General features: G+C 61.8%; 13 protein-coding genes. 5 read left to right on the forward strand and 8 right to left on the reverse strand.

Annotated features, from left to right (window positions below):
* Positions 1-75: 75 nt before the first annotated feature.
* Positions 76-438, reverse strand: coding sequence for a response regulator (locus FFR93_RS34395; RefSeq protein ID WP_064706011.1), 363 nt, complete (start codon positions 436-438; stop codon positions 76-78).
* 119 nt (positions 439-557) lie between these two features.
* A complete protein-coding gene (locus FFR93_RS34400; protein WP_138396461.1) occupies positions 558-1,205 on the reverse strand; it encodes a histidine phosphotransferase family protein in 648 nt (215 codons plus the stop codon).
* A gap of 195 nt (positions 1,206-1,400) precedes the next feature.
* Between FFR93_RS34400 and FFR93_RS34405 the strand changes: the two genes are divergently transcribed.
* Complete coding sequence (locus FFR93_RS34405) at positions 1,401-1,988, forward strand: EipA family protein (RefSeq protein ID WP_138396462.1); 588 nt, start codon at positions 1,401-1,403, stop codon at positions 1,986-1,988.
* 117 nt (positions 1,989-2,105) lie between these two features.
* On the forward strand, positions 2,106-3,266 hold the full coding sequence (locus tag FFR93_RS34410; protein ID WP_138396463.1) for a hypothetical protein: 1,161 nt from the start codon (positions 2,106-2,108) through the stop codon (positions 3,264-3,266).
* 3 nt (positions 3,267-3,269) lie between these two features.
* Here FFR93_RS34410 and FFR93_RS34415 read toward each other — a convergent pair whose 3' ends face one another.
* The gene (locus FFR93_RS34415) at positions 3,270-4,094 is read right to left on the reverse strand and encodes an RNA methyltransferase (protein ID WP_064706014.1); all 825 of its coding nucleotides are present in this window, start codon (positions 4,092-4,094) and stop codon (positions 3,270-3,272) included.
* Between the two features lie 6 nt (positions 4,095-4,100).
* Complete coding sequence (locus FFR93_RS34420) at positions 4,101-4,484, reverse strand: hypothetical protein (protein ID WP_064706015.1); 384 nt, start codon at positions 4,482-4,484, stop codon at positions 4,101-4,103.
* A gap of 42 nt (positions 4,485-4,526) precedes the next feature.
* Between FFR93_RS34420 and FFR93_RS34425 the strand changes: the two genes are divergently transcribed.
* Entirely contained in the window at positions 4,527-5,552 is a 1,026-nt protein-coding gene (locus FFR93_RS34425; RefSeq protein WP_064706016.1) for an RluA family pseudouridine synthase, read from the forward strand.
* 187 nt (positions 5,553-5,739) lie between these two features.
* The gene (rpoH, locus tag FFR93_RS34430) at positions 5,740-6,648 is read left to right on the forward strand and encodes an RNA polymerase sigma factor RpoH (RefSeq protein WP_064695517.1); all 909 of its coding nucleotides are present in this window, start codon (positions 5,740-5,742) and stop codon (positions 6,646-6,648) included.
* Between the two features lie 93 nt (positions 6,649-6,741).
* Here the strand turns inward: rpoH and FFR93_RS34435 are convergent, their stop codons facing one another.
* The gene (locus FFR93_RS34435) at positions 6,742-9,225 is read right to left on the reverse strand and encodes a hypothetical protein (protein ID WP_138396464.1); all 2,484 of its coding nucleotides are present in this window, start codon (positions 9,223-9,225) and stop codon (positions 6,742-6,744) included.
* 59 nt (positions 9,226-9,284) lie between these two features.
* Positions 9,285-10,583: an adenylosuccinate synthase gene (locus FFR93_RS34440; RefSeq protein WP_064706018.1), complete on the reverse strand. Its 1,299-nt coding sequence runs from the start codon at positions 10,581-10,583 to the stop codon at positions 9,285-9,287.
* Between the two features lie 191 nt (positions 10,584-10,774).
* Here FFR93_RS34440 and FFR93_RS34445 point away from each other — a divergent pair, with 191 nt between their 5' ends.
* On the forward strand, positions 10,775-11,692 hold the full coding sequence (locus FFR93_RS34445) for a DMT family transporter (protein WP_064706019.1): 918 nt from the start codon (positions 10,775-10,777) through the stop codon (positions 11,690-11,692).
* 5 nt (positions 11,693-11,697) lie between these two features.
* On the opposite strand, the gene FFR93_RS34450 is transcribed toward FFR93_RS34445, so the two are convergent.
* Together FFR93_RS34450 and FFR93_RS34455 are read right to left on the reverse strand one after the other, a co-directional pair.
* Complete coding sequence (locus FFR93_RS34450; protein ID WP_138396465.1) at positions 11,698-12,546, reverse strand: GNAT family N-acetyltransferase; 849 nt, start codon at positions 12,544-12,546, stop codon at positions 11,698-11,700.
* A gap of 421 nt (positions 12,547-12,967) precedes the next feature.
* Positions 12,968-14,752, reverse strand: a complete 1,785-nt coding sequence (locus tag FFR93_RS34455) for an IlvD/Edd family dehydratase (protein WP_138396466.1) — start codon at positions 14,750-14,752, stop codon at positions 12,968-12,970.
* Positions 14,753-14,985 lie beyond the last annotated feature (233 nt).

The raw sequence follows: 14,985 nt of genomic DNA on the forward strand, positions 1-14,985 counted from the left end.
GACAGGTCGATATCTTGATCAAGCCCGGAGTTCGGCTGCGTTTGGGCGGCCGATACGGTCGGAAAGAAACTGCGCTCAGGCAGCGATCGCGCGGTTTCCAAAGACGGCGGTCAGGATCTTGCGATCGAAGGGCTTCAGCAGGAAATCGGTGGCGCCGGCTCTCTTACCCGCCATCAGCTTCTTTAGGTCAGCCTCGATGACGCAGTAATAGATCTTGACCTCCTTGCCGCCGTCCATGGCGCGGATGGCCGCGATGAGGTCAAGCGCGCCCTCCATGCCGGAATCGACGATCAGATATTCCGGCAGCTCCGCTTGGCAGTGCTGCAGCGCCTCGGCGGCATTGGAGGCTTCGCTGACGAGAAAGTCGAGTTCGGAGAGAATGCGCTTCCCGACCTTGCGGACGATGTCCGAATTATCGGTGATCATGAACCTTTGCATGGCCGCTCCTTTTCCCCGCATTCGTCGCAGCGATGGGTCTCCTACAACCTAAGAGAATAGGTCCATCAGGCTAAAGAATCGTTACCAGACGAGCGCAAACGCCCCTCCGTGCGCCGAATTCAGACCGTAGCAACCACCGCCGTGAACACCAGTTCGTCCGGGCTTGCACTGTGATCGAGCGCCATTCCGCACTCCCCGGCCAGGAGCACCGTATAATAAGGCTGGATCGAATGGGCGTCGATCGCCTCCTCGATCGTGCCGGTCGATATCTCCACGAACTTCGGTGGCAAACGCATCAGCTTGCCTTTCGCCGTGAGTTTGAACTTGGCGTCGAATTCCGGATTTTCGAGCGTCACATCGAGCACGCCGCCGCGCGGAATGGCGGAATAGGCGACGAGGAAGAGGTTGAGCAGCAGCTTGACGCGGTTTTTGGCGACGATGGCCCGCGGTCCGTTCCAGATCACCTCGGTCTTCTTCTCCGCAAGCGCAAAATCTTTGGCGGCCCGCTCGGCCTCGCCGGTATCGATCGAGGCGCCGACGGAACCAGACGCACCGAAGGCGAGGCGCGCGAATTTCAAGCGGACGGAAGCGTTGAGCGCGCTGGTGCGGATCAGATCCATTGCATCGGAATCAGCGCCGCCTTCATCCAGGAGTTCCAGGCCGTTGTTGATCGCGCCGACGGGCGAAATGACATCGTGGCAAACGCGGCTGCAGAGAAGCGCGGCCAGATCGGGGCCGGACAGGGTGAGGTTAGGGTTCTTGGACATCATCGTCTCCTGAGGGGCGGCAATCTCATCGCGCCCGCAAATATGCTTCATCAAAATTGCGCGAAGTTTGCGATCATACTCGGTGCCATAATGACACCATATTTGGTAAACCGATTGTTAAGATCATCGGCGCAAAATGCAGCAATCGACGCGAGCGGGTGTCCGCTCCCGGCCAAACGACGAACGGATGACATCATGCGCCCTCGAATTCCGCACCGATTCATTGGCTTCTGCAGATTGCTTTCGGCCATCGTCTTCTCCTCGCTGATAATTGCCGGGCCGGCCGCCGCCCAGAACAACGGTCAGTATACGATGCAGGAAATTATCGATACCGGCCACTCCTTCTTCGGCTCCGCCAGCGGCGGCCTTGCCAAGGTGGTGGAGAGCGCCTTCCAGAAATACGGTCTGCCGAACGGTTATATTCTCGGACAGGAAGGTGGTGGCGCCTTCATAGCCGGACTGACCTATGGCGAAGGCCAGCTGAATACTAAGAACGCCGGCGAGCATCCGCTCTACTGGCAGGGCCCGTCTCTCGGCATCGATTACGGCGGCCAGGGCTCGCGCGTCATGATGCTGGTCTATGACCTGCCCTCCATCGACGGCATCTACGGCCGTTTCGGCGGAGTCAGCGGCTCGGCCTATGTGATCGCCGGCTTCGGCATGACGGTTTTGAAGAACAACGACGTGCTCGTTGTGCCGATCCGCACCGGCGTCGGCGCCCGCCTCGGCGTCAATGTCGGCTATCTCAAGATCACCCAGGCGCCGACCTGGAACCCGTTCTGAAGCCACCGGGCCGCTGGAAATCGCCGCCGGCTTCATCGGCGGCCTTGCCCAGTCGTGCCATGCGTGCTTAATCATCGCGGCTGACCCCGTATTAACTGTCGAATCGATGGCCGCGCCGTGATCGAATACGCTCTCTTGTTCGGATTGGGCTTCCTGACCGCCGCCTTCCTCGTCTTTCTGGTCTCGCCGGCCGTTCATCGCCGCATTGTCTGGTACACCGAGAACCGCCTCAAGGCGACGATGCCGCTGAGCCCCCAGGAGGTTCGTGCCCAGAAGGATATGGTGCGCGCCCTTCATGCCGCCGAAAATGCCCGCACCACCCAGGACCTTTTGCGTGAGCGCGAGAAATCCCTGTCGCTCCAGCTGCGCCACGATGCGCTCGCCGTCGATGCCGGCAGGCTTGCCGCCGAAATCAGCGAATTGCAGGCGCAGATCGGTGAGATGCACGTCGAGGCGGCCGAGCAGCGCTCGCACCTGCGCAAGGATGAGAACTATATCAGCCAGCTGAAGACCAATCTGCATATTGCCGAGCAATCCGCTGCCAATAAGGAAAGCGAACTGGTGGCAATGCGGACTCGGCTGAGCAAGCTCAGCGAACAGGCCGACGGGCTGAGGATCGACCTGGCCGCGCGTGAGACCGAGGCGGAAAGCCTGAAATTCCGGGCTAACGCGCTGCGCGACGAACGCGACACATTGCGCCAGGACGTCAACCTGCTGCAGAAGCGGGCTAGGGATGCCGAACAGAAACTGACGCAGCAGCAGCATATGGTGATCCGTCTGGAGGACAAGGCTGCACGCGAAAGCGCTTCCGCCGCCGAGAAGGAAACTCTGCTCGCCCGCCGTCAGCACGAGATCGCCAAGTTGAAGGAGCAGTTGAAAAACGCCAATGCCGAGATCCGCAAGATCAACCGGGTGCTGCGCGACGCAGGCCTAGCCAAGATGGCTGCGGAACTACCGGCAGAACTGACGGTCGAAGACATGCCCGCCTCCGTATTCGACACAGCCGCCATTGCGGCTGAGATGGGCGAGGATGTCCGCAAGCGCAGCGCCGCCCTTGCCGAGCGCCTGCAGAAGGCAAAGGCCGTCACCGGCCGCGATGGCGCGATCCGCGAGGAGATCGCCTCGATCGCCGCCAATATGGTGGCGCTGACCGCACTCAGCGAAGGCCCTTCCTCACCGATCCGCACGCTTCTGCCGGATGCCGCCAATAACAACCCGAACGACCGCGTCAGCCTAGCCGAGAGGGCGGCCGCCATCATCGCCAATCCGGTGCGGTAGGCGTCAGAGCCGCGCCATCGCAGAAGCCATGGAGAATAGCGCGATCCCCGTCGCCGTCGCGGCGTTGAGACTGTCGAGCTCGTCTGATTGGGGGATGCGTGCGCTCTGAAAGCGCGCTAGCAGCGCCTCCGGCAAGCCCTCCCCCTCCGTGCCGACGACGAGCGCCATCCGCGCCGACGCCGGAATGGCCCGTATATCGGCCTTGCCATGAGGCGAAAGCGTCCAGATGGCAAAGCCCCGCTCGGCAAGCGTCATGAGCAGGTCCAGCGCCTTGCCGCCGCGCCGGTGCGGAACGCTCAGCACCGAGCCGACCGACACACGCAACGCCTTGCGATAGAGCGGATCGCAGCAGGTTTCGTCGAGCAGCACCGCATCCGCCCGGAAGGCGGCAGCATTGCGAAACATCGAACCGGCATTGTCATGGTTGGAAATGCCGCAGCCGACCAGCACCAGCGCCTGTTCCGGGAGTGCGTCGAGAAGCGCTGCCTCGCCACGGTCCTCCCGCCTGCCAAGCGCAAGAACGCCGCGATGCAGATGAAAGCCGACGACACCGTCGAGCACGTCAGCCTCGGCGACATAAACCGGCACACAGGCCGGAAAGCGTTCCAGGATGGGCTGCACGCCGTCGACGCGATTGCGCAGCAGCAGGATCTTTTCGGCCGAAAAGCCGCGGCCTGCCGCATGCGCCTCGGCGAGCATGCGCAGCACGACGGTACCCTCGGCGATGAAGCGGTTCTCCCGGCCGGTCAGGTCGCGCTCTCTGATGTCGCGAAATTCAGCGATGCGCGGATCGTCGGCGCTGTCGATGACGATCGGGTCGGCGGCCATCCGGCCTCAATTCCCCGCGACGGTGACGTCGGCGACAGTGCGGCCGGTCTTGAGGTCGAACACCAGTGCCTTGTTCCTGCCCTCGACCGTTTCGCCGTAGAACAGGATCTGCCCCGCCGAAAACGAAGTGGACTGCACCTTGAACCCGAGCGGCAGGGAAAGGGTCGCCGCAAGCGGCGCATCCGAAGGCACCCCGGAGGCTGCGGCAGTGGACGCGGTCTCCTTGGGCTCCCGCATCGTCTTGTAGACAACGGCGCCGAAGACCGCCATAAGGCTCACGAACATGATGGCGCCGGAAACGATCTGCAGGCGGACCATCTTGCGCCGGACATTTTCCATTGCCGGATCAAGGGGCTTCTCGTCCTGGTCGTCTGGCTCGATTGCTGTCATCTGTGCGTCCCGTTCAAAAAAATAAGTCGGAGAAGAAGCGTCTTGAGCGACCCCTTTAAACAAGCAGCCGGCATTAGAAAAGTCCTGACCGCCGATGAAACCGCCGAAGGCCGACTCGACGCCTGGCTGACGGCGCAGGTCGGCGAGGATTTTTCCCGCAGCCGCATCAAGGCGCTGATCAAGGACGGCCGGGTTTCTCTGCGGGGCGAGCAGGTTACCGATCCGCAGCGCAAGGTGCGTGTCGGCGACAGTTTCGAGATCACACTGCCCGAACCGGAAGACCCGACTCCGCAGGGTGAGGATATCCCGCTCGATATCCTGCACGAGGACGACGACCTCATCGTCATATCGAAGCCGGCCGGGCTGGTCGTCCATCCCGGCCCCGGCAACTGGACAGGAACGCTGGTCAACGCGCTGATTTATCATTGCGGCGATACTCTTTCCGGTATCGGCGGCGTGCGTCGCCCCGGCATCGTCCATCGTCTCGACAAGGACACGACAGGCGTCATGGTCGTCGCCAAAAACGACATTGCCCATCGCAACCTCTCACTTCAATTTGCCGATCACGGCCGCACCATGCCGCTGGAGCGGGCTTATCAGGCAGTCGTCTGGGGGCGCCCTCGCACGCTGTCGGGCACGGTCGACGCGCCTCTTGGCCGCGCCACCGGCGACCGCACCCGCCGCGCCGTCAAGCGCCCTGACAGTCAGGATGCTGATCACGCAATCACGCATTATCAGGTGATCGAGCGCTTTCATGAAAACCCTGATGCGACGGCGCTCGCGTCGCTGGTCGAGTGCCACCTCGAAACCGGCCGCACGCATCAGATCCGCGTGCACATGGCCCATATCGGTCACCCGCTGCTCGGCGACATGGTTTACGGCGCCGGCTTCAGGACCAAGGCAAATCTGCTGCCGGAAGAGATCCGAAAGGTGGTCAAGGGTTTCGACCGTCAGGCGCTGCACGCCTTCATGCTGCAATTCGAGCATCCCCGCACCGGTGACCTCATGCATTTCGAGGTACCGATGCCCGACGATATGGTGGAACTGGTCGAGGCGCTGCGGCGATAAAGGCGGCTCGGGTTGCCGCCCCCCGCCTCACACCTGCGTGAGCGGCACCCTTGAACCGCCGTTTTGCCATACTTATCTGTATATAGACTTAGTGCGGGCTTGGGAAAAGCCGCACGTCCCGGTTTGCCTTTTCGACGCGGGGACGCGTTTCCATCGGGAACCGGAATTCACTTCAGGAGGGTGCACTATGGCCCGAAATACCTTGCCGTCCATTACCGCCGGCGAAGCCGGCCTCAATCGTTATCTCGACGAAATCCGCAAATTTCCGATGCTGGAGCCGCAGCAGGAATATATGCTGGCCAAACGTTATGCCGAGCATGGCGACCGCGATGCCGCCCATAAGCTCGTCACCAGCCATCTCCGCCTCGTCGCGAAGATCGCGATGGGTTATCGTGGCTACGGCCTGCCGATTGGCGAAGTTGTCTCTGAAGGCAATGTCGGCCTGATGCAGGCCGTCAAGAAATTCGATCCCGAGCGCGGCTTCCGCCTGGCCACCTACGCCATGTGGTGGATCAAGGCCTCGATCCAGGAGTATATTCTGCGCTCGTGGTCGCTGGTGAAGATGGGCACGACTGCAAATCAGAAGCGCCTGTTCTTCAACCTGCGTCGGCTGAAGGGCCGCATCCAGGCGATCGACGACGGTGACCTGAAGCCGGAGCATGTCTCGGAAATTGCCACTAAGCTGAACGTCTCGGAGGAGGAGGTCATCTCGATGAACCGCCGCCTCTCCGGCGACGCTTCGCTGAACGCACCGATCAAGGCGGCCGAAGGCGACAGCGGTCAATGGCAGGATTGGCTGGTGGACGACCATGACAGCCAGGAAGATGTGCTGATCGAACAGGACGAGCTCGAAACCCGCCGGCGCATGCTGGCGAAGGCGATGAGCGTGCTGAATGAACGCGAGCGCCGCATCTTCGAGGCCCGTCGCCTCGCCGAGGAACCGGTGACCCTGGAAGACCTGTCGGCTGAATTCGACATCAGCCGCGAACGCGTCCGCCAGATCGAAGTCCGCGCCTTTGAAAAGGTACAGGATGCTGTCCGCAAGGAAGCCCTGGAGCGGGCCAAGGCCATTCGCGTCGTCGAAGCCACTGCCTGATCGGCTGAACTTGAGAATTGGACGCCACCTCCTTAGACGGGAGGTGGCGTTTTTGTTTTGTCGGGACGACGGCAGGGCGCACCGAGAGCCCACTCACTGACTCGTCGAGATATCCCCGAGCGCAGTCCACTCCTTGACGGCCGTGTTGAAGGCATCCGTTCCCGTGCCACCCTTTTCCATCGTCAGCAGCGCACGGCGGCCGTTGCGATAGGTAATGGGAATATCGATCCAGTTGCGGGTTGACAACAGATCGAGATTAGCCTTGCGCGCATCGGGATAGTCGTTGAGCGCGATCATATGGAAATCATCGGTGATCTTGGCCGGAACCGCAATCAGCGCGTCGCCGCGATCCTGCTCTGTGCGCTTCATCGAGATGCGCTGGACGCTGTCGATGCTGCCTCCTTCAAAATTGGGCGGCACCGAGAAGACAATCTCGACAAGATGACTTGCCGGCAGCGACGGATCGGAATTGCGCTTGAAGGTGACAAGAGCCGAGAGATTGCGTTCGGGAACCGTGACGTTGCCCTGTACCGTCGCTACCTGCCGGCCATTCTGCCCTGCCTCGTGCTGCACGCTCCAGACCACAGTTCCCTCGATCGCCGTCGGGGAGCTCTGGCCGATACGCTCCTCATAGAGGAACATTTTTTCGGACGAGCCAACCGGCGCAGCCTGCGGTGGCGATGTCGCAGGACCGCTCGGCGTCAGCGGCTGGGGCGGTGCCGTATCCCCCTGCGCGCCGGCAGCTGGCATATCCGCTGCAGCGACATTCTGCTCGGCTACCGATTTTCCTTCGGGCGTCGGCGTTCCCGGCACCGTCGCCGGACCGCTGTCGACTTCGGTCCCGTCGGCGAGCAGTCGCTGCGTAAACTTCGAGTTGGCTGCCGCACCGTCGTTGTTCAACGAGGCCACTTGCTGGTTCGGCTGTGCCGGGGCCGCCGGCGTATTCTGCGCTTCCGGCGTGGCCGGCTCGGCTGGCGTCGTCGTGGCCTGGACTGGAGTCTCGGACTCCGCCGTCGTCGTTGCCGGCTCATTCCTCGTAGCCTGCGATGGTGCCGAGCTGACGAGTCCATCGACCATCGCCACCAGCGCTTCTCTGTTCATCCAGCCGGCATAGGCGCCGCCGCCGATCAGGATAAGCGCAAAGAGGAGAGTGATAATCGTGCCGATGCCGAAGCGGCGACGCTTCGGCTCCATGCGGAAATTCTTGCCCTGCAGCTTGGAGGCGACGATCTGATCGATATCCATCGCCGGATTGGCGTCGTCATCGTCCATGACGATCGAGCCGCGGCGATCATAGCCACGCAGCGCCTTCGCTTCCCGCCACCCCTCGCCCGGTGCGCCGGCGGCGGGTGTGGGCTTGCCATCGTGCACTTCCGCAAAGATATCGACTTCCTCGAAATGCGAGGACACCGGCGTCTTCTTGTCGGTGCCCGCCTCGATCGGCGGCAGGTCGTCGAAGGCGGCCTTCTCCCAGGAGAAAGCCTCCTTGGCGACCGGCATGACAGCGGCGGGCGCCATTTTCTCGAGGCTCGATATCACATCTTCGAATGCGCGCGCGGAAGCGTCGGCGGTCGCCGGCGCCGTTTCCGAATATTGCCGGAGCTCCTCTTCGGCCCACTCGGTGTCGGCATCCTTGGGCGCTGGAGCCGGCGTCTCGGCGGCAGGCTCGGTCCAGACAGGATCGAAATGTCCCGCGGCATCTGCCTGCAGCGGTTCTTCGCGGCTATGCTCGACGAATTCCTGCGCACGATCGAAATCGGCAACCGGCTCCACCAGCCGGTTGGATGCATGCTCTATGCCGCGTGTGATCGGCTGGAACGACTCGATTGGCTGGTAATCCGCCTCGGCGTTCGGCTCATGACTTTCCACCGTCGCCGGTTCGGCCGCAATCTCCTCGGCTTCCACGGGATGCTGCTCATCGGTACGATGCTCGTCCGCTTCCTCGTAGAGATGACCGGCGGACGGCGTTTCGAAGCCGTGATGTTCCGGCAGCACTTCTTCGGCAGCGACGTCACGCGCCTCGCCGGCATGCCATTCCTCGGCCGGCGCCTCCTCCTCATGCGAAGGATGCCAATGAGTCTCGACGGGTGCAGCTGTCTCCGCAGGAGGTGGCGGTTGTGCGGGCTCAGGTTCCGAAGAAAGCGGCTCCTCGGTCGCGGCCTCTTCCTCAGTTTCCTGCTGTGCGTCGGCTTCCTGGTGATCGGGTTCGTGGACGGCGTCGGTCGTCGGCGATTCCGCATCGGCTTCATCGGCGGGCTCGTCGACAGCCGTCTGTGGCGCAGGGGGTGACTCGCTTTCGACGGGAACCGCTTGATCTAAGGTTTCCGGCGCAGCGACAGCGACAGCCGCCTCATCAAGGGGCAGCGCTTCGGAGTGTTCAGCCTCCACTTCGCGGATAGCGGCCTCGAGCTTATCGAGCTGGCGTTGCAGCATGGCTTCCGGCGGACGCGGCTTCATGTTCTCGAGCTGCCGCTGCACCGCGCCGCGAGCACGTTCGTAGACCTTTACCCGCATCTCGGGGGTATTTTCAGCCAGGCCGTCGACGGCCCGCCGAATAACTGCAATAAAATCCGCCATTCGTACTTTCTCAAGAAGTCCGGCCTCTGCCGAACTGTCCTCCACAGTGGCCCGTGACCTTAATCCTCAAACGGATCGGTCACAAGTATCGTGTCGTCCCGCTCCGGACTGGTGGATAGGAGCGCGACCGGCGCCCCGATCAATTCTTCGACTTGGCGAACATACTTGATCGCCTGCGCCGGAAGATCCGCCCAACTGCGGGCGCCGACGGTCGATTCCTTCCATCCCTCCAGCGTGACATAGATCGGTTCGACCCTAGCTTGCGCTCCCTGGCTTGCGGGAAGATGATCAATCTGTTCGCCGTCGAGCATATATCCGACGCAGATCTTCAATTCCTCGAGACCGTCGAGCACATCGAGCTTCGTAAGTGCGATGCCGGTAATGCCGTTGGTAGCAACCGACTGACGTACCAGCGCAGCGTCGAACCAGCCGCAGCGACGCTTGCGCCCCGTCACAGTACCGAACTCATGCCCCTTCTCACCCAGAAACTGGCCGATTTCGTCGGTCAGCTCCGTCGGGAACGGACCTTCTCCAACGCGTGTCGTATAGGCCTTGGTGATGCCGAGGATATAGCCGAGCGAGCCCGGCCCCATGCCGGAGCCAGCCGCAGCCTGGCCGGCCACAGTGTTGGAAGAGGTCACGAAAGGATAGGTGCCGTGATCGATGTCGAGCAGGCTCCCTTGCGCGCCTTCGAAAAGGATACGGGCGCCCTTGCGGCGCTCCTTGTCGAGAAAAAGCCAAACCGTGTCGCGGAACGGCAGGACCCGATCGGCAATGGAGGTGAGTTCCTCCATGATCGCCTGGTGGCTGACCTCGGCGACGCCCAGGCCGCGGCGAAGCGCATTGTGATGTGTCAGAATACGGTCGACCTTGCCGGAAAGACTGTCGAGGTCCGCAAGATCCATCACCCGGATGGCGCGGCGGCCGACCTTGTCCTCATAGGCCGGGCCGATGCCGCGGCGAGTCGTGCCGATCTTGGTGCCGCTGTTGGATGCCGCATCCTCGCGCATCGCGTCGAGCTCGCGGTGCAGCGAAAGAATGAGCGTCGCATTGTCTGCAATGCGCAGATTGTCAGGCGTAACCGTCACGCCCTGCGCCTCTAACCGCCCGATCTCGGCGATCAGCGCATGCGGATCGACTACGACGCCGTTACCGATGACGGCCATCTTGCCCGGGCGCACGACGCCGGACGGCAAGAGCGAGAGTTTATAGCTGGTACCGTCGATGACGAGCGTATGGCCGGCATTGTGTCCGCCCTGATAGCGAACGACAATATCCGCACGTTCCGAAAGCCAATCGACAATCTTGCCCTTGCCTTCGTCACCCCATTGCGAACCGACCACGACTACGTTCGTCATCCAACTCTTCCTATTACCGGCGGAAAACCGCGCACCTGCTCAAACCCGCGCATCTATAAAGCTTTGTTTTTGGGAAAGCGACCCTGTTGTCGCAGCCGATTGGGCTTTTTACGTGACAAATCAGCAGCCGGCAGTCTATTTCCCCTGGGAAATAGCCGATTATCGATTGCAAAAGACGAGGAAGAACGCTCTTGCAAGCCACAGCCTATTTCTGCCTCGTCATCGCCACCCTCTGCTGGGGAGGCAACTCCGTCGCTGGCAAACTTGCGGTCGGCCATATCAGCCCGATGATGCTGACCTTTCTGCGTTGGTTCCTCGCCGTCGCGCTCATCGCCATAATATCTGTGCCGCAACTGAAGAAGGATTGGCCCGTGGCGAAGAAAAACCTGCCGCTCCTCCTTTGCTACGGCGCCATCGGCTATACACTCTTTAACGCCATGCTCTATTCGGCGGTGCAATATACGACGGCGATCAACGTCGCCATCGAGCAAGCCGGCATTCCGATGCTGATCTTCCTGTTGAATTTCTTCTTTTTCCGCACTGGCATCTCGCTGGCGCAATGTCTCGGCTTCGGCACGACGCTGCTGGGCGTGGCGCTGACGGCCGCCCACGGCGACCTCGCCACGCTGCTGCAGTTGCAGCTCAACCGTGGCGACGGGCTGATGCTGATCGCCATTGCCGCCTACTCGCTCTACACGATATTGCTACGCTGGAAACCGCCGGTCGATTGGCGCACGCTGATGGCATTCCCCGCCCTTGCCGCCATGCTGACCTCGCTCCCGCTGCTTCTTTGGGAGATCGGCCGTGGCGCTGCGCAGTGGCCGGACCAAGCCGGTTGGAGCATCACCTTCTATACGGCGATCTTCCCCTCATTGTTGGCGCAGATCCTTTATATCAAGGGCGTCGAGGCTATCGGCGCCAACCGCGCCGGTCTCTTCATCAACCTCGTGCCGGTGTTCGGAACACTGCTCTCCGTCGTACTGATCGGAGAAAGGCTTCAGTCCTTCCATATAATAGCGCTGATGCTGACGCTCGGCGGCATCGCTATCGCCGAAAAGGGCCGGCCGAAAGCTTCCGCTCCGACCGTGCCTGCCTCACCAGTGGATTAGAGCCTTTAGCCGAGCTCCAGGGTCGTCACACCGAAGACGTGCTTCAACGGGATGGCCGGCGCCGGCCCACGATACATACGTAGCGTCTCGAACACGGGCTGAAGCCCCATGCCTTCGGCAAGTGCGATTGCCTCGCGGTTTTCGACGGGGATGTCGACGAAGATCTGAGCCCCCTTTGCTTCGGGGATCAATTCGGCAAGCAGTGCCGCGGCGCTGTCAGCGTCATTAGCAAAGAGTGGGCCGATCTTGTAGCCTTCGTAGCAGCGGCGGATCGTGCCGTAGCCACGGATCTTGTGGCTTTTGCGGACCACGGCCGTACGCCGTCCCTTGCGGCTGGTGCACCAGGCGGCGAGGAAGGCTTCCCGCGGCTGCGGAAAGATCGCCGAATCGTAGCGCTGCAGCCCTTCCAGGCGTGAATCCAGCACCGGATGAGCGACGAGCGTGGAGGCCGGCAAAGCGGAGGCAACGCCGCCATAGCGAACGGTGGCATAAGCGGGTTTGAAGCCGGCCCTGCGGTAATTCTCCTGCTGCGCCGTAACGCCGTCGAGGCCGATCGTCCGGCCCTCCGCCGTTGCGATCCCCGTTTTCCAGATCGCTTTGCCGTAACCCTTGCCGCGGAAATCGGGGTGAACGATGTAAAGGCCGAGAAAGGCGAAGCTGTCTCCATATTTCACGACCGAGATCGAACCGACAGGGACTTCACCGATGGAGCCGACGAAGAACCCCGACGGATCAGCTTCGAGGAACGCAAGCGAATCGTCGAGGCCCGGATTCCATCCCTCCTGACGCGCCCATTCGAGCACGAGCTCCAATTCGCCGGGCCGCATCGAACGAACGGCAAATTCCGAATTCATGCGACCTTCCCAGATTGAATGTCCCGCAAGTCAATCCCGCCAACGGCAAAGCAATTGTCAGGTCACGGCTCTGCGATCGCACCGAACGAATGATGGAGAAGCGGCGTCTATGGTCTTGACCACGCGCACAATCGTTTTCGATGCAATGCAGTAAGCTTCGTTCCGCATTACCATGAAACAATGCCGTTGCAAGCTCAAGAAAATTACTTGCTGCCCAATAATCCTCCTGCCGACGCGAATAAATGTCGCATCGAGATTTTCCTGGTTACTCAATCCAGAAGACAGAGAAGCATCTCGGCCGAAAATCAGCCATCTATCGCTGCCTTTTGCTTTTCCACTCCGCCCGTGATCGACGGGAACAGCCGGCCTGTCTCGGCTGCCGGCGCGGGATAGCCAAAGCGCAATCTGCGTCCACACCAGATCAATGATTGTGCCGCGGCGGGTTTTTCGCGATTTGGCGGAACTCCGCAGCTCCTTTCAGAACTGCGCCGTCCGACAGTTGCGTCACTGAGCGGCGGTAGATCCGCTGCCACGGCGTCGCATCCGCCGGCACTGGCGGAATGCCGTCGCCCTTGCGCCGTTCGATCTCAGCCTCGTCGACCAGCATGTCGCAGCGCCCCTCATTGAAGTCGATTCGGATGATATCGCCGGTGCGAAGCCAGGCGAGACCGCCACCGGCTGCACTTTCCGGCGAGGCATTGAGGATCGAAGGGCTGTCCGCAGTGCCCGACTGACGGCCGTCGCCGATCGTCGGCAGGCTGCGGATGCCGCGTTTCAGGAGATGATCCGGCGGCTGCATGTTGACGACCTCGGCCGACCCCGGCCAGCCGAGCGGACCCGCGCCGCGGATGACGAGGATGGTGTCCTCGTCGATGCCGAGTTCAGGGTCGTTGATGCGTCTGTGATAGTCCTCGGAACCATCAAAAACCACCGCCCTGCCCTCGAAAACGCCCTCCCGCCCGGGCTCCAGAAGATAGCGCTGGCGGAAATCCTCCGAGACGACGCTCATCTTCATGATCGCGAAATCGAAGAGATTGCCTTTGAGGACGAGGAAGCCCGCCCGCTCCTTCAGCGGTTCGTCGAAAGGCCGGATGACCTCGCGGTCGCTTGCCTGGCGGCCTTGCAGGTTCTCGGCCACCGTCCTGCCCGTCACCGTGCGACAGTTGCCGTCGAGCTTTCCGGCCTGCAGCAGCTCCCACATGATCGCCGGCGTGCCGCCCGCGCGGTGATAGCGCTCACCGAGATAGGCGCCCGCCGGCTGGACATTCGCCAGAAGCGGGATTTCGAAGCCGTGCACCTGCCAGTCATCGGGATAAAGTTCGACGCCGGCGTGCTTGGCCATCGCAGCCAGATGCGGCTGCGCATTGGTCGAGCCGCCGATCGCCGAATTGGTGCGGATCGCATTGAGGAAAGCCTCGCGTGTCAGGATATCTGACGGCTTCAAGTCCTCGAACACGATCTCGACGGCGCGCCGTCCGGTGCGATAGGCCATCTGGCCGCGCTCTCGGTAAGCGGCCGGAATGGCGCCGCAGCCGGTCAGCGAAAGGCCGAGGGCTTCCGCCAGGGCATTCATCGTTGAGGCTGTGCCCATCGTATTGCAGTGGCCAACGGATGGAGCCGAATCGAGCGCTGCCTGCAGAAACTCCTCCCGATCGATCTCGCCTGCCGCATATTTCCGCCGCATGCGCCAGATGACAGTGCCGGAGCCCGCCAGTTCCCCCTCGTGCCAGCCGTCGAGCATCGGCCCGCCGGAGAGCACGATGGCCGGAATATCGACCGTCGAAGCAGCCATGATCGCCGAAGGCGTGGTCTTGTCGCAGCCGGTGGTCAGCACCACGCCGTCGAGCGGGTAGCCGTAGAGGATCTCGACGAGGCCAAGATAGGCGAGATTGCGGTCGAGGGCGGCGGTCGGACGCTTGCAGTTCTCGAAGATTGGATGTGTGGGAAACTCGATCGGAATGCCGCCTGCATCGCGAATACCGTCGCGCACCCGTTCGGCGAGCTCGATATGCACCCTGTTGCAGGGCGTGAGATCGCTGCCGCTCTGGGCGATGCCTATGATCGGCCTGCCGGAGCGCAGCTCTTCCGGCGTGATGCCGTAATTCATGAAACGCTCGAGATAGAGCGCCGCCATGTCGATATGATCGGGATTGTCGAACCAATCCTGCGAACGCAGGCGGCGTTTCTTAGGTTGGCTGTCCGTCATCATTATCCTCCCGATCGGCCATTCTTCTCATCGAAGTCGAGAAGCGGAGCGCCAAACTCCGTTTCACCGTCTTCCGCACGCGCGCGCCGGCTTTGCGGCTTCGCCTTCCGCATAGCGGGGTTGAGGCCCACGCCGATCCTCCAGTTGCTATCCGTCTTTGATAGTCCCCTCGTCCACGGTTGCAACCGTTTTGATGAACGTAACGCATTTTCTTCTGGAGTCAGAAAAACGAT

Origin of the sequence: Rhizobium sp. MHM7A (genome assembly GCF_005862215.1) — a bacterium.
Lineage (GTDB): Bacteria > Pseudomonadota > Alphaproteobacteria > Rhizobiales > Rhizobiaceae > Rhizobium > Rhizobium bangladeshense.

What these genes read in the sequence shown, in the direction of transcription:
- FFR93_RS34395 (WP_064706011.1), bottom strand. Translation starts at nt 438, where the DNA reads ATGCAAAGGTTCATGATCACCGATAATTCGGACATCGTCCGCAAGGTC.
- FFR93_RS34400 (WP_138396461.1), bottom strand. Translation starts at nt 1,205, where the DNA reads ATGTCCAAGAACCCTAACCTCACCCTGTCCGGCCCCGATCTGGCCGCG.
- FFR93_RS34405 (WP_138396462.1), top strand. Translation starts at nt 1,401, where the DNA reads ATGCGCCCTCGAATTCCGCACCGATTCATTGGCTTCTGCAGATTGCTT.
- FFR93_RS34415 (WP_064706014.1), bottom strand. Translation starts at nt 4,094, where the DNA reads ATGGCCGCCGACCCGATCGTCATCGACAGCGCCGACGATCCGCGCATC.
- FFR93_RS34420 (WP_064706015.1), bottom strand. Translation starts at nt 4,484, where the DNA reads ATGACAGCAATCGAGCCAGACGACCAGGACGAGAAGCCCCTTGATCCG.
- rpoH (WP_064695517.1), top strand. Translation starts at nt 5,740, where the DNA reads ATGGCCCGAAATACCTTGCCGTCCATTACCGCCGGCGAAGCCGGCCTC.
- FFR93_RS34435 (WP_138396464.1), bottom strand. Translation starts at nt 9,225, where the DNA reads ATGGCGGATTTTATTGCAGTTATTCGGCGGGCCGTCGACGGCCTGGCT.
- FFR93_RS34440 (WP_064706018.1), bottom strand. Translation starts at nt 10,583, where the DNA reads ATGACGAACGTAGTCGTGGTCGGTTCGCAATGGGGTGACGAAGGCAAG.
- FFR93_RS34450 (WP_138396465.1), bottom strand. Translation starts at nt 12,546, where the DNA reads ATGAATTCGGAATTTGCCGTTCGTTCGATGCGGCCCGGCGAATTGGAG.
- FFR93_RS34455 (WP_138396466.1), bottom strand. Translation starts at nt 14,752, where the DNA reads ATGACGGACAGCCAACCTAAGAAACGCCGCCTGCGTTCGCAGGATTGG.